Consider the following 23752-nt stretch of genomic DNA (forward strand, 5'->3'; position numbering starts at 1 on the left):
GAGTCCGTACGTCCGCGCCGACTCCGGCGCCGGGACGTATCGATGAGCGCCCACGTAAATCCGGACATTCCGGGTATACGATGTGTGTATACGTTGTATATATAGGGCGTCACCGAACAGTAAACCAGTCGCGCGGTTCTGTCAACGCGTAGGCATACGTTGTATATTCTGTGAATGGCCGGACACTCGCGAGACCGCACTCATGGTTCGATTCCAGTCGGCGATCGCGAGGAACCTCTCACCAGGGCGTTTGTGCTCTCGACGGCGCTGGCGATCATCGACGAGGAAGGTGCCGAGGGCCTTTCCATGCGGCGACTGGGGAAAGCGCTCGACAGAAATCCGATGACCCTTTACAGGTATGCGGCAAACAAGGCGGCACTGCTGGACGGGGTCGTGGAGACCGTGCTCGAACAGCTGGTCGTTGACCCGTCCGATCGCGACTGGAGAGGGCAACTGCACGCGGTTGCGTATGGGTATCGCCGCCTCGCGCTCGCACACCCCAATGTGGTTCCGCTGCTGGTCACTCGGCCGTTGTCGACGCCGCTCGGATTGCGTCCTCCGGGGACACTGCGCTACCTCGAGGCGATTCTCGAACTGTTGATCCGCGCCGGTTTCACCCCCGAAGACGCTTTGCACATCTACAGAGCGGTGTTCGGTTTCCTCAACGGGCACATTCTCAACGAGCTTCAAGAAATTGTCGAAAACCCAGAGGAGACCGACGATCTCCTACGGCTCGGCCTGCATCGGCTTCCGCTCGCCGAGTTCCCGAGGCTACGGTCGATGGCTACGATCATGGCTCATTACGACGGTCAGGACGAACTCGAACGCGGCCTGGCAATCCTTCTGGAGGGTCTGGCGACGGCTTCGCCGCCGTCGGGAGCAGAAGCCTGACCACTGTCACGTTGGGTGGCGACATGAGACGACCTCGACGGCCACACAATTCAGGGGACCGACGAGGCCGGTGAACGCCAGTAAGATCGCTGACGTTTACATATCAACCGTACGTGTCACGGTCGGAGGGTGGCGACGAGCTTCGTCCTGGTTGTGTGAGTGTTTCGTCCTGCTTCGCCCATTTCGGGCGATTCTTATATCGAGTGCCGGCTCGTATGCGCAGATTGCACGGTGAACGACCTGCAAGCTGCGCGTGCGCAAAGACGCCTGAACGGCGCCTTCCGTCCGTCAGGATGAACGGACGGAAGCCGCCGTATCAGTTGTGGGTGCCCGCAGGCGGCGAGATCGGTCTGGACCTGTCAGGGTTGAAATTCTTCGTTGTGGGGATTCTCCGGCGGGCTGGTCGCGAGTATGCGTTTCCACCACTTTTGCCGTTGCGGATCTTCGTTCCAGATGACCGGTTCGGCCAGGGTAGCGGCGGGGGCCATGATTGTCGCGGACATAGTGGACCTCCTGGGATGAAAGGTTCTTGTGCAGGCGATTTCGCACCAAGCGCTGCAGAATCCTGCAGTGCGATCCCGATGTGTGGGTAGCGCTACAGGCCGATCAGGTCAGGCCTCGATCTGTCCCTGAGCTTCTGCCTCGGAGTTTGCAGTGCGGGCCGGCGGCCCCGACGAGATTTCGATCCGCCTCGGTTTTGCCTTCTCGGCGATCGGCAAGGTCACGGTCAACACGCCGTTGTCGTACGACGCGATGATTCGCTCAGAATCGATGTCCTCGCTGATCGACAGCTGCCGTCTGTACGTACCGGCGAAACGTTCGCCGGCCAACCACGTCACACCCTCTTCGGAGAGAGCACTGCGGTGCGCGGTCAAGGTCAGGGTCGAGCCGTCTACCTGAACGTCCACCGATCCTGGGTCGACGCCGGGAAGATCGGCGTGCAGAACGTAGTGGTCATCGATCTTGTAGAGGTCCATCGGCATGAAGCGAGGACTTCGGCTGCTGCCGGTTCCGGTGGCAAGCAAGGATTTGGTGATCGCGTCGATGTCGGTGAAAGGATCGAAACGAAGCACAGCAACACACCTCCCGTAGCGTCGAAGAAAGGTCACCGCCACCTCGACGGCGACCGAACTCACTGTGCGAGAACATGATAACTAAAAAATTTGGCACTCTGCAACCCTGAGTGCCAGATTCTCGAGTGAAATTTCGGTCCGAGTTTCGGGAGCATCTGAAGGCCGTGATCAGGTCGATTTGTTCGTGCTTCCGAGTCGCTAGGGGATCAGAATGCGCGGGTGGAAGATGTGGTTGGGCGGATGCTGCGGCCACTTCGTCTCCGACGGGCTGTCTCAGATGTTGCTGAGGTCGGTCATCACCTGATCCAGTGCGCCGGTACGGCCCGGTGTGACTACTTTCTGGAATATCGTCAGTACGCACTCGTCGAGGGCGTCGGTCACCGACACAGTTTTCCGAGTGACGGTGCTTCGGTTGGACCAGCGGCCGCGGGCCATATGTGCCAGAGTGATTCCGTCGCGCAGGGCCGTCGCTCTCCGGCTCGAGGAATGCGTGAAGATGTACGTCCGACCGGAGATGTCGACCTCACATCGCTTGTTCTTTCTGCGCATGGCCCCGCGCTTCTGATCAGTCACGGTTCCGATCGTTCCGTCGGCCAAGTGAAGTGTTGCGGGGTGACCTTTGCGGAACGTGAGTACAGGTCGGTCTCGATCGGCAACCGACGATTTCGGCTTACGTCTACCGGGAGTTCGATCGCCCTCGTCCGGGTGCGTGGGGGACAGGTTGCCGTACAGACTTCCCGCTGGATCGAAAATGGCTACGGCAGAGCCATCTTCGGCAAGCTTGACGAACCATCCGGCTTCCGTGGAACTGTCCCAATTCATGTCGACGATTATCCTACGGTTGATCGTTGAACGGCGCGCTGCCTGCTCGAACGTCAGAGGGCACGCCGGAACACCTTATCTTCGTCTGTGGTGACAGCGCCGGACGCGATGAGTCGTTCGAGGTGCAGCTGTGCTGTTCGTCGTTCTACGGCGTCGACGTAAGGGGCGGCGACGTGGGGGCGGTAGACGAGTCGATGGGCGACGATGTCTTCCAAGCGTTTTGGTTCACTGAGGAATCGAACGAGACGTTCTTCACGGCTGAGCAGTTTCTCACGGTAGGCGGTCAACCGGCGACGGAACTCGTCGCTGCCCTCGACCACGCCTTTCTGGTGGAAAGTTCCGTACCAGCGTGCGTCGATCGTTGAGACGTGGTCGATGGAGTCGAGGAAGTCGTTGACGCTGCTACCCAGATCGCCGTACATCGGGCCGAAGGAGGTGAGGTCGATGTCGGCGACGTAGAAGAAGCCGTCGGGTTCGACGAGTACACCGCAGTGTCCGCGCGTATGCCCCGGCAAATGAATGACCGTCGCCGTGCGGTCACCGAGTTCGAAGACGTGGCCGTCCGCGATCCCTGCCACATTCTGGTGCGTCGGAGGTATGCCGTACTGCGTTGCTATCGATAGTCGGACCTCTGCTCGTTCGTCTGCGCGGAGGCCGTAGTTGTCGAGCAATGTTTCGAGTGATGCGACCGAGGGCGCGTCGAGGTGGTGTGCGAACGTCGGCACGTCGAAATGATGGAGGCCGGCGATGTGATCCTCGTGGCCGTGGCTGATGAACGCCAGGTCTGCACCTACGGGATCTCGGTCGAGGGAGAGTGAGGGGTCGATGACGAGAGTGCTTTCGGATCCGTGCACCACCACGGTGTTTCCGTAGGGGACGGCACCACCGTTCTGGGGAACCAATACCGACACCTTGCCGAATTCTGCAGGTGTGAACATCTTTCGCCTCCCTCGTGACGATCGTGTCGTGATGACACCGGCTTGCCAGCTCGTCTCACTCGAGTTGTAGTCGAGACCTCTCGACAGTATCCGTCGTCCAAGCGGCGGGGTAAATCGGATAGCGGCTCGATGGCATTGCGATCCACGAAATCCTCGGTTAGATCCAGTCAGGTTGCGGTGCTCGCTATTTCGTTGAGAGTCCGTTCGACGGCTTGCGCGATCCTGTGTGCAGGAGGGAGATGCTCGGCATCTGTCTGGATTCCGATCCAGAATCTGTCGTTGTAGGACACTGCGGTGAATCCGACTCGAACATTGCCGGCCAACGGGCCCAACGGCCAGAGTTCGACGAGCGCTGCCCCGTCGAGCGTGAGCGGGCCACGCGGTCCGTGGACATTGGATACCACTGCACCGATCATGTGCTGGCGCTTCGCAAGCCTGTCGAAAATGCGGGCCATACGTGGTGACCGAAATGTTGTTCCCGCTGCGCGTGCGGACGGCTTTGCCGCAGCGGTTTGCTTCGCGACGATCGCGACGGCGCGTTCTCGGTCGGTTTCGAGAAGTGGGAGGTCGATGATCATGAACCCGACGGCATTGCGTGCGTCACCGATCGCGCTGACTGCGACGGGGACCGACACCGCGATCGACTTGGGAATGTGTTCACCGCAATCTTCGAGGATGTATCGCAGTCCGGCGCCCGCAGCCACGAGATAGGCGTCGTTCAATGTGCCTCCAGCCTTTTGCGCACCACGCTCGATCAACGAGGTGCCGACGTTGACGGACGAGATCGATCTCGTGGGGCCAATGGTGCCCAGCAGTACCCGCGATCGAATCGGCCGGTGTAGGAACGTCCCCATTCGAAATCGGAGAAGGTCCCGGGGGCTGGCTTTCTTCTGATCGCGGAGTTCGAGAGTCGGACGGATCTTCGTCCTTGGCGAGGTGCCCGTGCTTGGTTGCGTTGTCGATGGCGCCGAGGTGAAGAGTCGTTCGAAAAGCTCGCTGGCTCTGGCACCGTCGAGTACCGCGTGATGGACTCGGATGACGATGCCGCACTGCCCCGGTCGAGCTGCGGGAACCACTGCGATGTGCCACAGGGGGCGGGAGGGGTCGAGGGGAAGCATCACGAGTCGACTGCAGATCGCTTCGAAGTCGGGTTCGGTAGGACCGCGTTCGTCCAGTGAGACATGGAGGTCGAAGTCGATGTCGTTATCAGTCCACCACCATGACCCGTTCCGCATGATCGGTCGCTGCCGTAGTAATGGCTCCTGCGCGATGTGAGCTGCGAGGGTGCGGTGAAGATGCGCAAGATCCGGTCGACCGTCTCGATCGACGAAGCCACCCGGAGAGAGCAGTCCGGCAATCGTGACGAGGTACGGCTGGACGTGCACACCGAGCTGGAAGCTCGCAGCGTCGACGGGTGATATCGGCACGTCGCGTGTGGTTTCGACCATCTGCTGAGCCTAATCGAGGCGACAGGGTGAACGACGCTGGTTTCGGCTAGCGGATCACCAAGTCGTGGTCGGTGGCGCTGAGCGTGATCGCCGCAATGTGATTGCCGCGCATCCAGTCCTGTACGAACGCGTCCAGAGCGGGGTTCGATGCCCGATCCGCGTACGCGTCCGACGGAATTTCGATTGCCCCGACGAGGTGGCGCGGATCGGCGTCGAGGCCGGACGCGTGGGGAGTCATCCGTAGCCCGTCGGCGGTGTGCAGGACGACCGGAAGGACTGTGCCATCCGGTGCAGTCACGGCCGCGGTCCGGGTAGTGGCGACGGGGTCGAAGTGGTCCACGTCCAGTCGGTATCCAGAGGGCTGTGCGTGCTGGCCGATCGCGTCGAGCAGACGCGGGTCCACTACAGAATATGGAAACCCGATGTCGATCAGAGTCTGACCGTCGATGGCACCGTCGCGGGCGGGCAGAGACGTGGACAAGTGCCAGGGGGCGGCGGGGGCCAGGGTATGTGTCGAACGGTCTGTCGGCGAGTTCTCGATCAGCGCGCCGACGAGAGGCGCGCCAGTCGGTGTGAAATCCCAGGCTCCGTCGACGAGATCCTTGTGCCAGAAACCGGATTCGGTACCGCGGCGGCCCTCGACGCGCAACTCCCGTCGATTCGGGCCAGGGCCGAGAGAGTGCACACTGATCGCGGATGTGACTTCACCGGGAATCTTGGGTTGGTGTACCCAGTCCGGCGCCGGCAGTTGGATCGCGGCGGTACTGCGGTCGAGGGTTTCGGCGACGAGGTTAGGTGCGCTGGGCTTGCCCGACTGGTCATCCCAGCTGTAGCGGAAGAAGATCGAGTCAGAACCTGAAGAGTCGAAATCAAATGTGCGGGTGTACATGTCGCCGTACTTGTTCATCACGAAGGTGGTCGACCCGGCCGCCGACAAGGACTCGGCCTGGAACCGTCCGCCGAGCGGACCGCCGATCTCGTAGCTGTCGTCGTTGGGCAGCCACGGGTCCGCGTAGGTTATTCGGCTGCCGTCCCCGGTCAACGTGGGGATCATCGTCATCTTGGCGAGTCCGACGAAGTGAATCCGTCCTGCGACGTCGGTGAAAGTTTGGTTGTCCCACGGCGACGAGACGCTCAGTGCCCACCCGTTCGGGCGGTCTCCGGGGAGTTGTCGGCCGGGACCGCTCCACAGAGGTGCACCCCATGCCGAGGTCCAGTTCCACACCAGCGGATCCTGGGATGCGTTGTCCATCGTGTAGATCCAGCCGTTGTCGTCGACCGCGACGAGTTCGTCGTCGTCCAGTGAAATCCCGACTAGTCGGCTGCGCAGGCACTCGGGCATCGGCACGAAACGCCACGGTTCAGCCGTTGATGCGCCTGGCTCTCGTGGCCGAGCGAGTAAGTCGTGGTCGACTAGCGCGAAGTCCCAGAAACGATTGAATTGGGTAGTTGGCGTGCGGATCTCGATCGAGTCGGGGGCGGTTGAACTGGTGAATGTCGGTAGGTTTGCCAACCCGACTCGACCTCCACCGGAGGGCGCACCTGGTGGCAGTTGAGCGGTTCCGAATGGTATGCAACTGGCCGGCCCGGGTTCGGTGGGCGCGGCGGCGGCGAGGGGAGTGGACCACAACAGGCCTGCAGAGAGTAGGACGCCGACGCTCAGTAGTCGCGGTCGGTGCGGGTGCGAAACTCCACTCGCGGTCTCGTTCACCGTCCGATTGTCGCACGATTCGCATTGTTTGTACGGATTGCGCGAATTGTCTACTTGTTTGGGTTATGGCGCAGAGTGCCGATCGCTGTGCTCGGGAGTTTGTTGATGATTGGAGAGGTTGTCTTGCAGGTGCTTTCGGAGGAATTGTCAGCCCACTCCGTGGGTTTGTCGTTCAGATGAGGCTCGCCATCACCTGCAGATACGGTGGAGTGATGAGAAGGCCGAAGTCATTGGGTGAATGGTTGGTAGCGGATCCTCCCGCGTCCGCCAAGCCCCCTGGGCCGATTCTTCTTGCCTTCACCGTTGTTCCGCTTGTTGCGTTGGTCTGTGAGCATTACGGTTGGTGGCCTTCGCCGTTCGGGGAGTACAGATGGTTGGATCCCTTCCTCGTCAGCGCTGCGGCTCTGCTCATCTTGATCGTGGTCGGTCTGGTGTGGGCGATCCGCACCCTCTATGTCCTTGGCCAAGACCGACGGTGGTCGTGGTCGATCCTGCCTTCTCCGATCGCCGTTATCGCTGCAGTCGCTCTGGTGTTGTTGATGCCACCGGCTACTTTCCTCGACAAGAGCGGAGAGTTCGAGACCATCGCGATTGGTCTTCTGGAGCAGCCTGAATCGACCGTGGAAAAGCTCGAGATCGGCCAGTTCGATATCAGTAGTGCCCATGTTGTGCGTCCCGATGAGGTCTACTTCATCGACGACAAAAGCATGTTCATCACCTCGAGTGGGTGGGTGTACTCGCCCAGCGGCCCACCATCGGGTTTCGATGATTTCTCCGCAACTCACCTCGGTGGACCTTGGTACGAGTTCACGGCGGTATGGCGTGACTGATAAATCGAGTGGCCTGTAACGCAGATCTGTAGCTACCATCGCGGTGTGGATACGTACACGGTGAAGCCCTATGGGCGTGAGGGGGTTGTCGGCGTCGCCTTCGCCGGCAACAGATAGCGCATTTCAGGCCCGACAGCACTTGGTGCTGGTCGGGCTATGAGCTGTACCCACCTTCACCGAGCCACGATTGGTATACACCCATGATCATTTTGACCGATACATCGATCCGTTCCAGCCTCGTCAACGCGAGTCGTAAGGAGAAGTCCGATCTCACCCTGCCGGACCGCTTCGACACCATCGACTTCGACGCTCTCGACTACCTGGGCTGGCGAGATCCGAAAATGGGCCGACGCGCCTACGCGATCGTTCCGACACTCGACGGGGAGACCATCGGAGTCTTGCTCGTTCAAGCGGAGGCCACTCCGCGGTCGCGCGCCCAGTGTTCCTGGTGCCGAGACACGCGACTTCCCAACGAGGTCGTCTTCTACGGCGCTAAGTTGGCCGGGCCTGCCGGTCGACGCGGCAGCACAGTCGGAACACTGATCTGCCGAGACTTCCAGTGCTCGGACAACGTTCGTAACGACCCCCCGCTCCCGTATGCCGGCTACGATGCCGCCGCAGCGCGCCAGGATCGGAAAGATGAACTGGTGCTGCGAGCTTCGAGTTTTGTCGAGCGGGTGGCTCGGCAGTAGAGCCGACCAAATCGGGGACGAGATAGCACCCTGTTGCGACGTTCGTCCCCCTTCCTGGCTCAGGGAGGGGGACGAGCTGTCTAGACGGTTTCGACCCGGGGAGCACTCCGAGACGGCGCGACATGTGGCGTCGCACATGATTGCGCGGTCACGGCGTTGCGCGACGCAACGTCGCCCAGGCTCCGGCGATGCACGCGATGGCAAGGGCCAAGGGGAGTAGTGCCATCGGGACCACTCGGGGAGTATCGACAAACCACGAACCGATCGCGGGCCACCACCCGGCCCACGTGATCAGGATCGCTGACAAGCCGAGCAAGCCGAAAAGCCCGGTGAGGGAGGCGAGTAGGCCGGTGGTTCTCCACCGCTGGTAGATAGCACCTGTCAGCATTGCGATCGAACTGGTCAGCAGCAGCGTCGCGAACAGTGCGAGCAACTGTACGGCGGTGTTGTCGGTGAAATAGCGTGCGATGCCGAACATGCGCATGTGCACACCCCAGCCGTTGGTGGCGGACTCCACCACGGACAGCAGTTGCAGCGCGATTGCGAAGACTGCGGACTGTGCCAGCGCCATTACCGTGGTGGCAGTGAAGAACTCGCGGCGAGTCACGCTCAGTCCGAGCGCGAACGGGAACGTCTGGGTCATCGACTGGAGGTAGAACGCCAAGACGAAACCGTATACGGAGAACACGCTGCCGGTGAACCCCTCACCCTCATCGTTCCGGACGATCGCGTAGATGGTGAAGCTGATCAGGAACGATATCAACAGGATGCCCACCGGCCAGGCGATCAGCAACGGCCACGCGACCGTGTGCAGTTGTAGGACGGAACCGATCCTGGACCGGGTGGGCGCCTTCGGGACCGTCCGTGGTGCTGTCGTTGCGTTGCTCATACGGTGATCTCCTTGCGCTGAGTCGTGGTCGCGATGACAAGTTCCTGTAAAGACGCCGGTTCCACTGCGACACCCGCCTCCCGAAGTCGGTTTCGGTCGGTGTCTGTCAGATGGGCCTGCAACGTGATTCGGCTGTGGGCGCCCAGCGTCTCCCGGTGCAAGACCGTGCCGGACGTGGCAACAGCATCCACCGCGTCCAAGGGGCCGGTTACCACTACTGCGCGGCTTCGCAGTGTGTCCGCATCCTCGTCGACGACAATCCGGCCGGCGTCGACGACGATCACGTGCTCGAGCAGATTCGCTACCTCGTCGATCAGGTGAGTCGAAAGCACTACAGTGCGAGGATGTTCGGCGTAGTCGGCCAGTAGGTGGTCGTAGAACAGTTGGCGCGCAACGGCATCGAGACCGAGATATGGCTCGTCGAAAAGCGTCAGGGGTGCGCGGGAGGCAAGTCCGATGATTACCCCCAACGCCGACCGCATGCCGCGTGAAAGCTTCTTCACCTTGCGGCAAAGGGGAAGTTGGAAGTCCTCGAGCAGTGTCTCGGCGAACGCGTGGTCCCAATTCGGGAGAAGATGGCCGGCGGCGACGAGTACGTGCTTGACCTTGAGGTCTTCGGGGTACGTCTGGCTTTCCTTGACGAAGCACACGTTCGCCAGTACGTCGGCATTCTCGAACGGGGCAGCCCCGAATACCTTGACGTCGCCGCTGGTGTGCAGGTCCTGCCCGGTCAGTATCTGCATGATCGTCGTCTTGCCTGCGCCGTTGCGGCCGAGCAGGCCGTAGATCTTGTTGCGGCTGATCTCGAACGAGACGTCCGCGAGCGCGTCGACGTCTCCGTACTTTCTGTCCACGGAGCGCATCGAGGCGATGAGTTCAGTTTCGTCGAAACGCCTGACGTGGGGCTCGGTCGTTGTCGTGCTTGCGTTCATCAGTCCGCCTTCCTGTCGTCCAGCATGGATTTGAGTTCGTCGAGGGAAATCTGGAGGCGGTCGGCCTCCGCGACCAGCGGCTCGATGTACTGGCGCGCGAACGCTTCTCGGCGTCTGAACCTGAGTGCGTCGCGGGCGCCGACAGTGACAAACATTCCGATTCCCCGTTTCTTGTAGAGAATCCCCTCGCCCACGAGTTGATTGAGGCCCTTGGCTGCGGTGGCCGGATTGATCCGGTGGAAGGCCGCCAGTTCGTTCGTCGACGGCACCTGCCCGTCCTCGGGCAGCGAGCCGTCGATGATCGAGCTCTCGATCTGCTCGGCGATCTGCTGGAACAGTGGTCGTCCGTCGTCGATCACGATGATCGGCGCTCGGTGTTCACTGGTTCATTACTCATGTAATGAACCATAGAACGTCGTGGGGCATGTTGGCAATGAGACCGCGGAAACTGGCATCGATGACTTGGGTCTCCGAGCGCTGCCCATCGGGACATTCACCGAGGCGACAGCGGTGGACAGTTCCGCTCGTGGGGGCATTCCGCATGGACGCTGTAGATGGGGAGTTCACTACGCGTTGGCGCGAACACCCGTCATTATCGGCAACCCGCCACCCAACGTGAAGTAGGCGAAACCAGAAGCCTCGGCTTCCGGTCGTAACCCGCAGTCGTAGAACAGAAGCCGGACCGCACGCCGCGGTCGGGCTGTTTTTCGTCACCCCAAAGACGGAGTCGTATCCACCGCAAGTAGGGACTTAGCGCCCCGTTTTGGTGTTTCTGTACTGATTCGCAATCCCGATACGTACGCTTCCGGCCAGGGAATCGGACACTCGACCAGTAGGGGTATCTATGCCGAATGTGACCGTGAAATTCGGGGGTTCAGACCCGGAAACAGCAGACCTTGCACGCCGGGCACTGCAACCAGTACTCGACAGCATCTACCGCACATACCGCAGGAAACCGCTCCCATTCGTCGAAGCCGCACTGAAACGCGCAGGCCGAGGAAGCTTCTCACAAGCAGGAATTGAACGATTCGCCAATTACATTTCAAGAGGAGACCGACCGATCCTCACCAAATAGTGGCCAAGGGTTTCATTCGGCGGCAGCTGATTTGAGAGCTTTCGGCTCCGGAGATGTCGAGTGTCAGAGCACATCCGGCTCGTCGCCGGAAGCCGTCGACGGGGTTTCCGGGATCCGGATCATCCGAAACGAATTGAACACCCCGACGAGGCCGGCGAGGAGGGGAATGAGAAGCGCGACCTGAAGCGCGAGAGGTCTTGTGTCGGTGTTGATACGGATGATTTCGTTCTGAATTTCCGGAGGCTGGTTGACGAGTAGTTGTTCGAGCTGGGTGTTGCTCATGACTTCGGCATCGTCTTCGAGTACTTGCGCCACTTGCTGCTGCTCTGCCTGAGGGAGCACGCTGCTCGATTGCGCCATGGTGGTGAAAGTGATCGAGAGTGTCGCCAACATGATGGCGCCGGCGAATGCCAACCCGAATGACAATCCGAAGGACCCGGCCGCGGAATTGACGCCGGCAGCTTCGCTGATCCGCTGCTCCTCGATCGGGGCAAGTGTGTAGTTGTTGAGCTGAGAGACCAACAATCCCAACCCTGATCCCGCGATCAGCAGGGGGATTATCAGACCCCAGCCGAACTCCGCCCGTGGCACGATCGGGATCAACGCCACGATTCCGATCGTGAGCAGTACGAATCCCCACCTGATGATTTTGCTCGGGCGCCGATCACCCGCCTTCTTCGCCGCAAGTAACGCCACTGCGAACATACTCAGGGAGAGGGGCGCGAGAGACAAACCTGCTTGCATGGCGTTGTACTCGAGCACCATTTGCAGGTAGATCGGCAGCGCGATCATCGTGCCACCCAGGGCTATTTGTTGGAGCATCTGTCCGGAGATGCCCAGCCGGAAGATCTTGGAGCGGAACAATTCCGGATCCAGCAGTGTCGGCCCTCCTCGACGTTTGCGCCGCACGAGCCAGTACGCCAACAACGCCAGTGCAATCGCCCCAACCGCCAGCAGCGCACCAACGGCTTCACCGCCTTCCTGCCAGACCAGGATTCCCAACACGATCCCGCCCATACCCAGAACTGACAGGACCGCACCCACCAGATCGATGCCGGTAGGGCCCGTGTACGGCACATCGCGGACCAGCTTGATGCCGGAGAGGACGACCGCGATGACGACGACCTCGAGCACGAAACCGACGCGCCACGAGAGATAGGTGGTGATGAATCCTCCGAGTAGCGGTCCGACGGCGGCGGCAATCGCTGCCGCTGCACCGACCAAGGCGTAGACCTTCTTCTGCTCTGCTCCTTCGAAGTTGCCGTGGATGAGGGATTGCATTGCGGGCAGCAGGAGTGAGGCGCCGATCCCGCCGAGCACTGCCCAGAAGATGACGATTGCGGTCAAGGACTGTGCAAACGCCATTGCCGAGGCACCGATGGCGTAGCCCAGGAGGCCCAGCACATAGGCCCGTTTGCGCCCGATGAGATCGCCGACTTTGCCGCCGATCAAAATGAATGCCGCGGATACCAGTGCTTCGAGTGCGATCGCCGCCTGGACGCCGCTCACTGTCGTGTCGAGGTCGCGGACGACGGAGGAGATCGAGACATTCATCAGTGATGTGTCGACGACGAGAACGAACATCGCCATCGCGAGCAGGAGGGCGAGCAGGCGTGGCGGACCGGCTGCCTGCTCGGCGGTGCTGTCGGTTGTCGGTTCCTCAGTCATGACGGATTAGCTGCCTCCGTAGTTAAGACACTCTCCCCGCAGAGTTCCACCTCGCGACGAGTCCCAATCTGCGCTCGACCGTGGATGCCTGCGGTATCAGAGCGAACGTGCGGAGCGCCTGTGAACGACCCGACATCGCCGTGGTCGAGGGCCGCATGAGGCTGTCGACTTCGCTCCCCGCGATTGAGGACCGAGCAGCGGGTATCCAGCCGTCGTGACCCTAGGGCAGGGGCACCCGACCGATTCGCACGTGAGACCTCGAGGGGCGGCTATGTCCGAGAAAATTCTGGTCCAGCAAGGTGTGGCAAAGGGAGCGACGATGGGCGGTGCGGTACTTCTCGTCACTGTCGGCGTGCTCGAGTTCTTACAAGGTGTCTCCGCGATAGCGAAGGACGAAGTGTTCGTCGTAGGTCCCGATTACTCCTACCAATTCAATCTCACTGCGTGGGGGTGGATCCATCTTGTACTAGGTGTCGTCGTCGCGGTGGTCGGCGCCAGTTTGTTCACGGGGTCGATTTGGTCCCGGGTGGGCGCTTTGGTGATCTGCGGTGTGTCGGTTCTCGTCAATTTCTTGTGGTTGCCCTACTACCCGTGGTGGGCGACGATCATCATCGCGCTCAATGTTTTCGTGATCTGGGCGGTCACGACCTGGAATCGCGAGATCATCTGAGGCGCAACGCTGTGGGCACCTCGTTGTATGTACACGTGTTCGAGAGTTCGAAGTGCTCGGAGAATCATCGACACCGGCTTCGGACGCCTGATCAAGCAGAAATCGCCTATCGGAAGGAACTACGGATCAAATAGGTGAACTCAACAGTGCTTGATGGGCGAGAACCCTGTGGAGCCGATGACGGGAATCGAACCCGCGTATTCAGCTTGGGAATGTGACTGAATGGCGTTGCCCCAGGTTGGTGGGCTTGCACTGCGGGGTGTTTCGAGGGGGTTCAGGGTGCTCGTTGCATCTGTGTGTACCTGCGTGTGTACCTGTCGGTGTTCAGATGCGGTTGTCGGTCTGGCATGCATTGGCGTCATTCAAAAGACGTACCGCGTGCACCAAACAGGAAACGTGATGTCGGACACGTGGTGACAAAGGTCCCCTATGCAGGTCGGACTGCTTTCGTGATGTGTCTGTTATTGGAGTTTCGAGGTATTTTGGCTCCGGGGCATTCGGAGGTGTGGCGACCAAACGGGGCGATTGGTACTGTCCGGTAACTTGTTCAGTTAGTTATCGGTTACCGTCAGGTTGCCGTTCGAAGCTCGGGAGCAGTCCATGGGAATCGGTCAATCGAATCGCGCTGCACGTCCCTGTGTGAAGTTTTTGGGTGGTGCTGTAAGTGTTTGTGCTGCAAGCATTGTCGTAGCAGGAATCGTCTTCGGTGGAACCGCCTCGGCGGCCCCGACGGCGTTGGCAGACAAGTATGCGAGCACGGTCACCGATGACGGCTGGGCGTTGGATCTTGCTGCTACCAAACTGTCGGCGAATCCGGTGCCGAATCTGGCGACGACGGCGTTCACCCGTGAGGGGTTCGTGTCGGCGAAGGTGACCGGCACGATCGGTGGTGCGGGCGATTCGGCGGTGAAGACCGGTTATGTCGAGCAGGGATTGCAGATCGGCTGCCAGATCGATGTCTCCTCCGGACTTGGCTTGGGGCTTGGCTTTTCGCTCGGCCCGTCTGTCGGTGTGAGTATTTCGGGTGTCCCGTCGGCGAACGTGGGTGTGAATGCGTCGGTGAATCCGAGTATCCAGTCGACGATTGCGCCGGGCACGATCACGACGATTCCGTTGGGGAAGAAGGATCTCGAGTCGTCGAAGGCGTCGATCACGGCAGAGAACGTGCACGTGAAGGTTGATGCGTGCATGGGGCCGGTGACGATCCGCTCCTACGCACAACTCTCGGTGTCGACTGCAACGTCGGACAACACGTTGTTCGTGTACTCCGATCCCACCTGGATTTAGCCTTTGCAGTCAAAAGGCGCCCTGCCGCGAGTCTGATAACTCTGTCCGACAGCATAATTGAGTGTTTGGAGTTCCGATCATGCCCGTCCGTAGTGCCGAACAGCTCCCACCCGGACCCGCAGTGCAACCCGTGTTTGCTGGTGACCGTCACCTCGATGGAGGCGACAACGACGACTGGGATCCGAACAGTGAATTGAGCGAAACGTCGAAGGCGGTGATCGTCACCGTTTTCGGGCTCGCATTGTTGATTGCAGCGTTCGCGGTGATCGGGCGACTCGGGGGCTGGGCCGAGGATTACGGGACGATCCTGGTGTATCTGGCGTTCTTTCTGTGGATGTCGATCGCGGGGCGCCTGTTCTGGTGGGGCGCAGACAAATTGATTGCCACGGTGCGGAAGAAGTCGGGCCGCAGTGGTGATCGTCGGTGAAGTCCGCTCTGCGACTCAAGCGGTCGTTCGCGGGGTTTCTTGCAGCCGGAGCACTGTTGACCGGGACCGCCGGCGTGATCGGTGCGGGCCTCGCGCTCACTGCCGGACCGGCGCATGCGACACCGGAAGAGGATTGCGCGGCGGTGCGAGCACGTGATCATCAGATCTACCTGAACCTGATCGCCTCACTGCCACCTGGTGCCCCAGTCCCGCCTGAGTACATCAACCCGTGCCTGACGGCACCATCCACGACGGCGACGGCTGCGCCGACGACCACCGTGGGACTCCCCGGTGCACAGGCTCCGGGCGGCGGCCCGAATGTCGGGGCGAACGCTCCGACGAACTTTCCCACCTACAACGGAACCCCCATCGTTCCCGTGCCAGGTGCGGCGCAACCGGGGCAGCCGAATTCGCCGACACCATCTGGTATCGAGAACCCTGCGGGAGTTCCGGTTCCGACGACCACCAGCGAACCTGCACCGGCTACGCCGCAACCCGCTGGATCGACCGCACCTACCGTGACGGCTGATCGTGGTCCTGGACCGGTTCCCGCGGATTCGGATTCGAATATCGCACCGGTCCAGCCGGTTCCGGACCCGGCAGCAGATGTCGCTACATCCGGGGAGGGCGAAAGTCGTGACCGGTATCTCGAACTCGCCCTGATCGGCGCTGCGGCGTTCACCGCTGCGGGTATCGGAGTGCGCGGGCGGCCGGGACCTTTCAGCCCCCGCACACCAGAATCAGTACTCTCCCAGGTAGTCGGGACTATCGCTTCGCCACTGATGGCGTACGCACCTGGCGGGCAGTCGACGTTGCGGGTGTTCGATCCGATCACCGGCGGAAGCCGGTTCTTCTTCCTGATCCACGACGAAACGTCGTCGCACGAATCCGTGATTCCCGTGACGGTGCCGCCCGGCGGTCACATGAGCGTCAACCACGACGGCACGGTCACTGTCTTCGACGCCGACGGAAACCCGGTCTCGACGATCGATGCCCCGTGGGCCTACGACGCCAACGGCACACCCATCCCGACGCACTACGAGATCCGGGACGGACAACTCGTCCGGGTCGTCGACACCGCCGGTATCGAGAATGTGCTGTATCCGATTTTGGCGGACCCGGAAGACCACACACAGAGCGGCAAGAAATCCCCCACTCCGGCGCGCCCGACCAAGATCTCCGGTGAGGACGACGGCACCCGACCGGAGGACGGTCAACATTGGAACGAGCCACCACCAGTCCAAGGCCACAAGGCCCCCAATCCACCAGTCCAGAAACCGAAACCCACCCAACCACCAGTCCCACCTGCGGCGGAGCCCGAACCACAAGTCCCTGAGCAGGCTCCGGCGCAAGTGCCCGAGCAGATCCCGCAGCAGTCGCCGGCCGAGGACATCGGCGGGGACGGACCAGGTGCCGGGACAGCCCCATCCATCGACCCAGCGCCCGCTACACCGAACGAAACCGACACACCCCAAGCGGAATTGGCAGGCTTCTCGATCTCCTCTGTCGCAGAGGCTGTGGTGGGCGGTGTGTCGTTGGCGGTGGCGATCGCGAACTTCTTCGAGCAGGTCGCCCGCGGTGCCAGGTTGGACGACCCCGCTGTGCTCAAGGACCTGCTGAACCTGCGCGAGTTGGCGCTCAAGGCCGGACTGAACTTCTACTCACTGCTCATCGAGGAGATCGCGAAGCTCTCCGAGGAGCAACGAGCAATCATCAATGCTGTTCTCAATCCGTTGGCGACGATACCTCCTGTGCGTACCGTGCCGTCCGGGCCGGCAACTAAACCATCACCGACGAAGCCGAAACCCCGTCCTGGGCCCCGCCTGCCTGGCGATTCTCAACCCGACGATCCGACAGGACCGCAAGATCCCTCCGGCGCACCGGATTCAGCCGATTCGGTGACCCCGAAGAACCTTCGGCTCCCGAACCGGGCGAGCAACCGGCCGTCGATCCGGTCAACCCGGGCCACATCCCGGTCGATCCCGAGACCCCCGGTGCGCCCCAACAACCCGGGCCCCCGGATTTCGACCCCTTCGATCCCGACCCGAGCACGATCCCACAGCCAGGTGCCATAAAAGATCCGACCGAGCGGCCTTCTACCCCCGACCCTGGGACGACATCACCCGATACACAGCTCCCCGGCGTATTGGTGCCACCATCAGCAGCTATCGAGCCGGGCCCAGCCCGGACACCGAACACTCCCGCGGTGATCCCCGCTGATTCAACGCGGCCTGCGGACGCGCAGGCCGCCAAAGACTTTGTTGCAGAGTGGGTTATGGATGCGGTGAACACACTTTGGCCTACCGCTCAGTCGAAGTATCCGAACATTCCTCCTATGAACCTCGGGATGGTCGCGCACATCTATTTTGAACGACTCACCAACCTCGATCTGGTCCACGCGTTAGCCGAAGCGCATCCTCAGTTCATGGTGAGGGCCGAGGAATCCTTCAGAGAGGGAATTCTGGGCGAAATCGCGCGCCGTGGAGAAGGTGGTTCGATCCGTCCTGATCTGATCTTATTTCGGATTGGCGGCGACATTGAGACCGCGATTGAGGAGGTCGTCGCCGTCTGGGATCTGAAGACGGGTGATGCGATGATAACGCAAGAGTGGGCCGAAAAGACTGCAGCGAGGTTGGGCATTCCGCTGGAGTGGATCTACACCATCCGTCCAGACTGAGTTTGCACGCCCGATCTTGAAAGTACTAGGAAAGGTGGAAAAATAGTGACTGACGATCCATCTCGTACTGACCGAAGAGCGAAGTTGGCTTCCATCCTCGAGGGAATCGATGGCTTGGCCATGGCGACCCCGAGGAAGGGGCGCGGTTCTGCATGGGAGCGGGTGTTGAAGGCTGCGGCGAGCAGTCTTGGTCCAGAATGGGTTGTGGCACGCTCTGGCACCCAGGCGGAGTTGATCCATCTACCAGTGCGATGGTGGTTCAATTCCATTGGGTTGGATCCCAAACCGAATCGGGAAGAGCTGACCTTCAGTCATGTCCCCCTGATGAGAGAATTCACGCCGGGCACTATCACCTTTCGGCAGAGTTCATATCAACCTGGTCCCACAGATTCTGCACCACCGAATATTCAGATGGACATCTTCGATACCCGCGGTGCTGCGGAGATCGTGCGCTGGTGGGCGCTTGGTCCGTCCACCAAGTTCTTTGCTGCACCGCCGCTTCCTGACTTGGTCGCTGCAGCCGAGCAGGCTTATGCCGACCGCGAGGAAAAGCCACGCCGGGATTGGATGATTTCGGCTGGACTGCGGGTGATAGCTGACACCGGTTCGCCAATCGAAGTCATCGACAGCGTCCTCTGGGAGTTGGCTCGCCGTGACGTCGGTGGCCACGTCCAAAGTTTCTGGCGAGAATTTCGCGCGGTTGCGGAAAACAGAGACCGACTAGCGACATTGCAGTGGCTGGACGAAGAACGACGTCGTTCTGTAAAGGATGCATACGGGCTTCGGGATTCTGCGTTTGCCGATGTGATCTCCCATACAGAGGACTCGTAGCCGAGGGAAGTAGGCGTGAGGGAGAGGAGCCCGATGGATTGCGCGTCGCATCGGAGAACCTCTGTCGGTGTGCACAGTCGCTCCTTTTCGTCTACCAAACGATACGAATGGCCCTTTATGGCAAGCATGCAGATGAGTGATGACAAGCCTAAGCCTCCGAAATCGGTCAGTGAGGTGCTCGAATCCCTAGGAATGGACCGGGATCAGTTGCGGGCGATGGCGAAAGATGCCGTCGCGGATCTGACTCCGAAGAAGGGGAGAGGTGCCGCCTGGGAGAAGGTACTGGACGCGGCGGCGGAGAGGCTCGGCCCGAACTGGACCATCATCGGAAACGGTTTGCGAGCGGAACTACTGCACACTCCGGTGCGATGGTTCTTCGACACAGTCGGGATCGACCCTATCCCGAACCGAGAACGGCTGATTGTCGGGCACACACCGCTCTTCGAGCCTCTTGTTCCACGTGCGATCACCCTCACGCAGGATAGTTCGGACAGTAGGCTTCGAGACAAAGAGTTTCGGCGACTGCAGATCGACATCTTCGACACCGATTCCGCTGCGGCACTGGTCACGCGGTGGGCTCAGGGACCCGCAACGGAACTGTTTGATTTGAAGCCGATCGACGCCATTACCGCGTGGTTCGAAGACGCCTACCGAGCTCGCGATGAACAGCACCGTACCAACTGGAAACTCTTGGCAGGCCTGCGTGTAATCGCCGATACAGGCTCACCGCTCGAGGTCATCGACAGCCAACTCGACTATCTCCGCAGCCGGGCTGCCGACCCGGCAGGTCCACTTGTCATGTTCTGGGAACAGTTTCGTGAGGTAGCCGCTGCCGGTGATCGAGAGACGACACTGCGGTGGCTCGACGAGCATCGACGTACCACGGTGCGTGAGCACTACGCGCTACCGGATTCGGTGTTCGCCGACGTTCTCGACGACTTGGGCAACGGCTAGCCACGCGTCTGCAAAATCTCGAATTTGCTTCGACCACAACACTTCAAGGAGATGGGAAATCAATGGACCACTGGGTCGTCGTCCCGGAACAGCCAGGGTTTGTCGGGGATCGCACAGTTGTCGATACGGCAACCTTGCCGCCGACGGTAGAGCGGGCGCACTTCGTGTTCACCCGGCAACCTACCGACGGACTGATCGGTGCCGGCCCGCTGGTATGGGTGGACCGTGAGACCTCGGAAGCGCTCGAGGACAACCTCTTCGGTGAAGTGTCCCTTCATCCGGCTGACCTCGATACGGACCCGACATCGGGGTTGTTGCACGTTCCCGACTTCGTGTGGTGTCAGGTGCATGGGCAAGCGGGGATGCTCGATATCGGCCTCACCGAGGACGGTCGCCTCGTGATGTCGGGGCAAGCGTTGCTGGTGTTCCACTCGTTCGGTGGCGGTATCGAGAACGCCACCATCTCCGAATGGCTCGGCTGAATCACTCGCCTGACGAAAACACGAGCGAAGCGCGCCGTTGCGGTGCTGGCGGGGGTTCCGGAGCAGTACGAAACTAGGTGGCGGCCGTGCGTGTGAATTCGATTTCGTTGCGGCCGAACTCTCCGTACAGGCTCGCGCAAGAGTACGGCGGCCACCGCTCGATGCAGGCACGATCTAGCACTCGTCGGCTGGACGGGAACTGTGAGAGGCGAAGGTCATCGTGAACGTCGAGAAGGAATTGAGTAGCTTTGATGTCCGAATGTGATTTCGGCGCAACGTATTCTGCCACTTGCGATTCTGCTCAGGACCCGCAGCAGGATCGGCATGGCATGCAATTGCGAGGAGAACCGAAGCATGGATGACCAATACCTCGATTTCCACTTCCTTGCCGATGTGAGAGATTCACCGATCGTTGATTGGTTCATCGGCAAGTTCATCATTCTGCTGGCGATCGTGATGTTCTGGCTTCTCATTTGGTTGATCCAGAACGGATGGATCCGTCTTCGTGGGCAGAGGTCCAATCTGAAGACGAGGAAACTGCTGGTCGCGATCGGGGTTGTCACTGCACTGTTCGCCATCACCGTGGCGGTGGACAAGTCACGAGCGCGTATGGACCCAGAGGAAACCGAGAGACAGGCTCGGTCCGAACTGGTTGGACAGGTCGAACAGAAGTGGGACGTGAGCTTACTTGATCCTTCTTCTGAATCAATCCCAGGTCGCCCTGACAGTTTCGGCAGAGTTTCTGTGAATGCGGCTGTGGGGTCGGACCAGTCTCCAAAGAAGTGCGAGATGACCAATCTGTATTGGCGCAGTGGAGCAAAACAGAGCCTTGGCGATTTCGACCTGAGGGTAACTTTCACCTGTGATGGATTGCCCGCACCGCTGCGAGATCCATCATGAAGTGGCAGCGAAGTTGCACATGACGGATTGTCGTCGGGGGTGGAATGTTCAGGTACTTCCACCGACGAGCAGACATGACCAGGAACCCTCTCCTCGAGGAGGAAGAGAACAACCGTAACGGCGCAGCACCTTTGACGGATGCCGAGATCACCGAGTTCACCGAGGCGGTCGTTTACTCGCGTTCTGTCATCCCAGATGTTCCGAGCGTGTGGCTCGAGGGATACAAGGTTGCGGCGACGTTCCCGCACGGTTTGGGTATGTCGATCTCCAGTTTCAAGGCCGTCATCATCGCGTACTACGGCGTGGCCGAAACCGGTACGACTTTGAACCGAATCCCAGTGCAATCTTCCGGCTGATTTCACTGGAGTTCCGAGGGAGATAGGTTTTCGGTGATCGATCCTCATCGAACTGCAGAATTCCGAGACGCGGTCCTCCGGCACCCCCATTCGCGTTGGATTCAGATTGACTGATCACTGAATAGAGGAGGTTGTGTACCTGCCGTGTACCTGTCACAGGATTCGGGACCCAAACAAGCGAAGTGCGACTGCCCCAAAAAGGCTCTGAACTGCGGAGAATCTGTGGAGCCGATGACGGGAATCGAACCCGCGTATTCAGCTTGGGAAGTCGATTTGATCCGTCCTTTGATGTCCGTGGCTGTTCGGGAAACCATTTCTCACCTGCGGCAAGTCGTCATTGGTGTTCGTGTCGGTTCGCAGCAATTCGCACCCTCTAGTGACATCGCTGTGACACTGAGACGTCCGTGCGGTGAACCTTGCGGAAGACGAGCCTGTCGAAACGTTCATGAGCAAGTGTTTCGAGTTTTGCGTGGTGTCGGAGGGCGCGGTTTCCCACATGTCGGTGTGAGGGTGTAAGTGTCGTAGCCATGAAACTGGACAGCGCGAGACTTGAGGCAATTCGGCACTTTGGCGATTCACCCCAGAAGCGGCGTGCTCCCTTCGTTGTCTACCAGGCAATGGAGACGTTGATTGACGGCGCCGACGTGTCGGCAGGGCTGGCTGACTTTCATTCGAGTGAAGGTGGCACAGAATGGCGAGCAGTGTGGGTGACTGCGAACTCAGTCGCGTACGTCACGGCAAACAGCAACCTTCAAGATTGGGATCGCGAAAGCTCGCCTACGGGGAGCGCGCCATCTATTCAGGGCTGGGTTCGACCAATCTCATCTATCGAGGGATTCGGATTGTCTGCGATTGAGGATCGACCGAGCGCCGGGGCAGTTCACGAATGGGCCGCAGTCCATCAGATCAAGTTTACGAGTGGCGTCCGAATCGATGTGCCACTGTTCGGTGACGTTGCCAGTTATTCTTGGAAAGACGTTGATCAGTTCGTTTCATACCTGCGTGGCGTGTTGAACTAATGCACTCTGCGCTCGACGAAGACAGAGCCTTCGCCTGCCGGCAGGAAACTGCTGTGCCTGGGAAACTGACAAATTTCCCAGCGTCCGAACCGTCTGGTATGTATTGCTGACACTTCCCCTGCCAACAGGGCCAAGCAAGGACGCAGCGATGAACTCACAGCCCGGCTGGTACCCAGACCCGCAGAACCCGGCAATTGTTCGGTACTGGGACGGGCAGCAATGGACCGCGGCGACTCAGCCAAACGCACTCGCCCAGCCCTCCCAATTCCATCCCGGAGTACCACCAAAAAAGCCGATGAATTTCGGCGTGAAACTGCTCATCATCGGAGTGACGATCCTCGGAGTCGGCATATTCATCTCGGCGCTCACGAGCAATGACGGCGCGAGATCGACAGCTACCCGAGTCCCTTCCACCACTCGCGCGCCCGCTGCGGTCATCGACAAAGCGGAATCGGAAACACAAACACCAACGCCGACGAAACAAGAGCAAGTCGCCACTGGATTCGATACCGAAGTGCGAGACGGGAAGTTCGGCTTCATTGTCACCAAAGTCGAATCAGGACTCACGAGGATCGGAACAGAGTCGTCGTGGTTCAGTGAGACAGCGGAGGGCCAGTTCGTCGTCGTCTACGTTGACGTCACGAACACCTCCAATAAGCCGCAATACTATGCGAGCTCGAACCAAGTCTTGATCGACGATCAGGGGCGTGAATTCACCAACAACTTTTCAGCCGAGTTCGGGCTGGACGGTGACGACAAGGGCGCCGGCGACATCAACCCAGGCATCACTCGCTCAACCCGAGTGGTGTTCGACATCCCCGTGGGCGCGGTACCGACTGCAATCGAAGTGCACGACTCGATGTTCTCCAATGGCGCACGGATCGAGTTCAACTAACCAAGGCTGCGCATCGAATCATGCACTGATCCCGATGCACACGGCTCATCCGGCAGATAGTCCCTCACAACCCGGGTGAGCTACCGAGACACAAAGACCCAAAAGTCCGATTCGAATGATGCTGCAAGGTTGCGGCATGCAATGATTCCCGGACCACAAAGATTAGCCCCGGCAGATGCGGTGAACGTCCTCGAGGCGCTGCCGAGAACGTGAAGTTCGCAGCCTCCTTGAACTTCTCAATCTAGCCACCGATAGTGTTGCGCAGTTCACATTTGCATGGAGGAT

25 protein-coding genes are annotated in these 23752 nt (G+C 60.2%); 15 read left to right on the top strand and 10 right to left on the bottom strand.

Annotated features, from left to right (window positions below; genetic code table 11):
- Positions 1-174: 174 nt before the first annotated feature.
- Entirely contained in the window at positions 175-891 is a 717-nt protein-coding gene (locus ACFWEM_RS18525; RefSeq protein ID WP_378535755.1) for a TetR/AcrR family transcriptional regulator C-terminal domain-containing protein, read from the top strand.
- Between the two features lie 359 nt (positions 892-1250).
- On the opposite strand, the gene ACFWEM_RS18530 is transcribed toward ACFWEM_RS18525, so the two are convergent.
- The 6 genes from ACFWEM_RS18530 to ACFWEM_RS18555 form a co-directional block, all read right to left on the bottom strand.
- On the bottom strand, positions 1251-1394 hold the full coding sequence (locus ACFWEM_RS18530; protein WP_378535757.1) for a hypothetical protein: 144 nt from the start codon (positions 1392-1394) through the stop codon (positions 1251-1253).
- A 108-nt stretch (positions 1395-1502) separates the two neighbouring features.
- Positions 1503-1964, bottom strand: a complete 462-nt coding sequence (locus ACFWEM_RS18535) for an Hsp20/alpha crystallin family protein (protein WP_378535759.1) — start codon at positions 1962-1964, stop codon at positions 1503-1505.
- Between the two features lie 273 nt (positions 1965-2237).
- On the bottom strand, positions 2238-2786 hold the full coding sequence (locus ACFWEM_RS18540) for a hypothetical protein (protein WP_378535761.1): 549 nt from the start codon (positions 2784-2786) through the stop codon (positions 2238-2240).
- Positions 2787-2839: 53 nt separating this feature from the next.
- A complete protein-coding gene (locus tag ACFWEM_RS18545; RefSeq protein WP_378535763.1) occupies positions 2840-3724 on the bottom strand; it encodes an MBL fold metallo-hydrolase in 885 nt (294 codons plus the stop codon).
- 167 nt (positions 3725-3891) lie between these two features.
- On the bottom strand, positions 3892-5172 hold the full coding sequence (locus ACFWEM_RS18550; protein WP_378535765.1) for a wax ester/triacylglycerol synthase domain-containing protein: 1281 nt from the start codon (positions 5170-5172) through the stop codon (positions 3892-3894).
- Positions 5173-5218: 46 nt separating this feature from the next.
- A complete protein-coding gene (locus tag ACFWEM_RS18555; protein ID WP_378535771.1) occupies positions 5219-6883 on the bottom strand; it encodes a hypothetical protein in 1665 nt (554 codons plus the stop codon).
- A 212-nt stretch (positions 6884-7095) separates the two neighbouring features.
- On the opposite strand from ACFWEM_RS18555, the gene ACFWEM_RS18560 reads away from it, so the two are divergent.
- Together ACFWEM_RS18560 and ACFWEM_RS18565 are read left to right on the top strand one after the other, a co-directional pair.
- A complete protein-coding gene (locus ACFWEM_RS18560) occupies positions 7096-7713 on the top strand; it encodes a DUF1109 domain-containing protein (protein WP_378535773.1) in 618 nt (205 codons plus the stop codon).
- A gap of 200 nt (positions 7714-7913) precedes the next feature.
- The gene (locus tag ACFWEM_RS18565; RefSeq protein WP_378448659.1) at positions 7914-8405 is read left to right on the top strand and encodes an FBP domain-containing protein; all 492 of its coding nucleotides are present in this window, start codon (positions 7914-7916) and stop codon (positions 8403-8405) included.
- 148 nt (positions 8406-8553) lie between these two features.
- Here ACFWEM_RS18565 and ACFWEM_RS18570 read toward each other — a convergent pair whose 3' ends face one another.
- The 4 genes from ACFWEM_RS18570 to ACFWEM_RS18585 all read right to left on the bottom strand — a co-directional run bounded on the left by ACFWEM_RS18570 (position 8554) and on the right by ACFWEM_RS18585 (position 12969).
- Positions 8554-9294: an ABC transporter permease gene (locus ACFWEM_RS18570; protein WP_378535775.1), complete on the bottom strand. Its 741-nt coding sequence runs from the start codon at positions 9292-9294 to the stop codon at positions 8554-8556.
- The gene (locus tag ACFWEM_RS18575; RefSeq protein WP_378535777.1) at positions 9291-10226 is read right to left on the bottom strand and encodes an ABC transporter ATP-binding protein; all 936 of its coding nucleotides are present in this window, start codon (positions 10224-10226) and stop codon (positions 9291-9293) included. Before ACFWEM_RS18575 ends, ACFWEM_RS18570 begins: the two co-directional genes overlap by 4 nt.
- Entirely contained in the window at positions 10226-10585 is a 360-nt protein-coding gene (locus ACFWEM_RS18580; protein WP_214881681.1) for a GntR family transcriptional regulator, read from the bottom strand. The genes ACFWEM_RS18575 and ACFWEM_RS18580 overlap by 1 nt, the downstream gene beginning before the upstream one ends.
- 779 nt (positions 10586-11364) lie before the next feature.
- A complete protein-coding gene (locus ACFWEM_RS18585) occupies positions 11365-12969 on the bottom strand; it encodes an MFS transporter (RefSeq protein WP_378535780.1) in 1605 nt (534 codons plus the stop codon).
- A gap of 271 nt (positions 12970-13240) precedes the next feature.
- Between ACFWEM_RS18585 and ACFWEM_RS18590 the strand changes: the two genes are divergently transcribed.
- From ACFWEM_RS18590 to ACFWEM_RS18645, 12 genes are all read left to right on the top strand, one after another.
- Positions 13241-13639, top strand: a complete 399-nt coding sequence (locus ACFWEM_RS18590; protein WP_378535782.1) for a hypothetical protein — start codon at positions 13241-13243, stop codon at positions 13637-13639.
- A gap of 600 nt (positions 13640-14239) precedes the next feature.
- Positions 14240-14926 carry an MspA family porin gene (locus ACFWEM_RS18595; RefSeq protein ID WP_378535784.1) on the top strand — a complete coding sequence of 229 codons (687 nt, stop codon included), beginning with the start codon at positions 14240-14242 and terminating at the stop codon, positions 14924-14926.
- 79 nt (positions 14927-15005) lie between these two features.
- On the top strand, positions 15006-15353 hold the full coding sequence (locus ACFWEM_RS18600; RefSeq protein ID WP_378535786.1) for a hypothetical protein: 348 nt from the start codon (positions 15006-15008) through the stop codon (positions 15351-15353).
- On the top strand, positions 15350-17428 hold the full coding sequence (locus tag ACFWEM_RS18605; RefSeq protein WP_378535788.1) for a hypothetical protein: 2079 nt from the start codon (positions 15350-15352) through the stop codon (positions 17426-17428). The genes ACFWEM_RS18600 and ACFWEM_RS18605 overlap by 4 nt, the downstream gene beginning before the upstream one ends.
- Positions 17429-17559: 131 nt before the next feature.
- Positions 17560-18030, top strand: coding sequence for a hypothetical protein (locus ACFWEM_RS18610; protein WP_378535790.1), 471 nt, complete (start codon positions 17560-17562; stop codon positions 18028-18030).
- Positions 18031-18192: 162 nt separating this feature from the next.
- Positions 18193-18861: a hypothetical protein gene (locus tag ACFWEM_RS18615; protein ID WP_378535792.1), complete on the top strand. Its 669-nt coding sequence runs from the start codon at positions 18193-18195 to the stop codon at positions 18859-18861.
- 132 nt (positions 18862-18993) lie between these two features.
- Positions 18994-19815 (top strand): hypothetical protein, encoded by an 822-nt coding sequence (locus tag ACFWEM_RS18620; RefSeq protein WP_378535794.1) that lies wholly within the window; start codon positions 18994-18996, stop codon positions 19813-19815.
- Between the two features lie 62 nt (positions 19816-19877).
- The gene (locus ACFWEM_RS18625; protein ID WP_378535796.1) at positions 19878-20297 is read left to right on the top strand and encodes a hypothetical protein; all 420 of its coding nucleotides are present in this window, start codon (positions 19878-19880) and stop codon (positions 20295-20297) included.
- 354 nt (positions 20298-20651) lie between these two features.
- Entirely contained in the window at positions 20652-21197 is a 546-nt protein-coding gene (locus ACFWEM_RS18630) for a hypothetical protein (protein WP_378535798.1), read from the top strand.
- A 74-nt stretch (positions 21198-21271) separates the two neighbouring features.
- Complete coding sequence (locus ACFWEM_RS18635; protein WP_378535800.1) at positions 21272-21553, top strand: hypothetical protein; 282 nt, start codon at positions 21272-21274, stop codon at positions 21551-21553.
- Positions 21554-22080: 527 nt separating this feature from the next.
- A complete protein-coding gene (locus tag ACFWEM_RS18640; protein ID WP_378535802.1) occupies positions 22081-22572 on the top strand; it encodes a hypothetical protein in 492 nt (163 codons plus the stop codon).
- A gap of 148 nt (positions 22573-22720) precedes the next feature.
- Positions 22721-23467, top strand: a complete 747-nt coding sequence (locus tag ACFWEM_RS18645) for a DUF4352 domain-containing protein (RefSeq protein ID WP_378535804.1) — start codon at positions 22721-22723, stop codon at positions 23465-23467.
- Positions 23468-23752: the final 285 nt, after the last annotated feature.

Origin of the sequence: Rhodococcus sp. NPDC060176, from assembly GCF_042728675.1 — a bacterium.
Classification (GTDB): domain Bacteria; phylum Actinomycetota; class Actinomycetes; order Mycobacteriales; family Mycobacteriaceae; genus Rhodococcus_F.

What these genes read in the sequence shown, in the direction of transcription:
- ACFWEM_RS18525 (WP_378535755.1), top strand. Translation starts at nt 175, where the DNA reads ATGGCCGGACACTCGCGAGACCGCACTCATGGTTCGATTCCAGTCGGC.
- ACFWEM_RS18530 (WP_378535757.1), bottom strand. Translation starts at nt 1,394, where the DNA reads ATGTCCGCGACAATCATGGCCCCCGCCGCTACCCTGGCCGAACCGGTC.
- ACFWEM_RS18540 (WP_378535761.1), bottom strand. Translation starts at nt 2,786, where the DNA reads ATGAATTGGGACAGTTCCACGGAAGCCGGATGGTTCGTCAAGCTTGCC.
- ACFWEM_RS18545 (WP_378535763.1), bottom strand. Translation starts at nt 3,724, where the DNA reads ATGTTCACACCTGCAGAATTCGGCAAGGTGTCGGTATTGGTTCCCCAG.
- ACFWEM_RS18550 (WP_378535765.1), bottom strand. Translation starts at nt 5,172, where the DNA reads ATGGTCGAAACCACACGCGACGTGCCGATATCACCCGTCGACGCTGCG.
- ACFWEM_RS18560 (WP_378535773.1), top strand. Translation starts at nt 7,096, where the DNA reads ATGAGAAGGCCGAAGTCATTGGGTGAATGGTTGGTAGCGGATCCTCCC.
- ACFWEM_RS18565 (WP_378448659.1), top strand. Translation starts at nt 7,914, where the DNA reads ATGATCATTTTGACCGATACATCGATCCGTTCCAGCCTCGTCAACGCG.
- ACFWEM_RS18570 (WP_378535775.1), bottom strand. Translation starts at nt 9,294, where the DNA reads ATGAGCAACGCAACGACAGCACCACGGACGGTCCCGAAGGCGCCCACC.
- ACFWEM_RS18575 (WP_378535777.1), bottom strand. Translation starts at nt 10,226, where the DNA reads ATGAACGCAAGCACGACAACGACCGAGCCCCACGTCAGGCGTTTCGAC.
- ACFWEM_RS18585 (WP_378535780.1), bottom strand. Translation starts at nt 12,969, where the DNA reads ATGACTGAGGAACCGACAACCGACAGCACCGCCGAGCAGGCAGCCGGT.
- ACFWEM_RS18590 (WP_378535782.1), top strand. Translation starts at nt 13,241, where the DNA reads ATGTCCGAGAAAATTCTGGTCCAGCAAGGTGTGGCAAAGGGAGCGACG.
- ACFWEM_RS18595 (WP_378535784.1), top strand. Translation starts at nt 14,240, where the DNA reads ATGGGAATCGGTCAATCGAATCGCGCTGCACGTCCCTGTGTGAAGTTT.
- ACFWEM_RS18600 (WP_378535786.1), top strand. Translation starts at nt 15,006, where the DNA reads ATGCCCGTCCGTAGTGCCGAACAGCTCCCACCCGGACCCGCAGTGCAA.
- ACFWEM_RS18620 (WP_378535794.1), top strand. Translation starts at nt 18,994, where the DNA reads ATGAGTGATGACAAGCCTAAGCCTCCGAAATCGGTCAGTGAGGTGCTC.
- ACFWEM_RS18625 (WP_378535796.1), top strand. Translation starts at nt 19,878, where the DNA reads ATGGACCACTGGGTCGTCGTCCCGGAACAGCCAGGGTTTGTCGGGGAT.
- ACFWEM_RS18630 (WP_378535798.1), top strand. Translation starts at nt 20,652, where the DNA reads ATGGATGACCAATACCTCGATTTCCACTTCCTTGCCGATGTGAGAGAT.
- ACFWEM_RS18635 (WP_378535800.1), top strand. Translation starts at nt 21,272, where the DNA reads ATGACCAGGAACCCTCTCCTCGAGGAGGAAGAGAACAACCGTAACGGC.
- ACFWEM_RS18640 (WP_378535802.1), top strand. Translation starts at nt 22,081, where the DNA reads ATGAAACTGGACAGCGCGAGACTTGAGGCAATTCGGCACTTTGGCGAT.
- ACFWEM_RS18645 (WP_378535804.1), top strand. Translation starts at nt 22,721, where the DNA reads ATGAACTCACAGCCCGGCTGGTACCCAGACCCGCAGAACCCGGCAATT.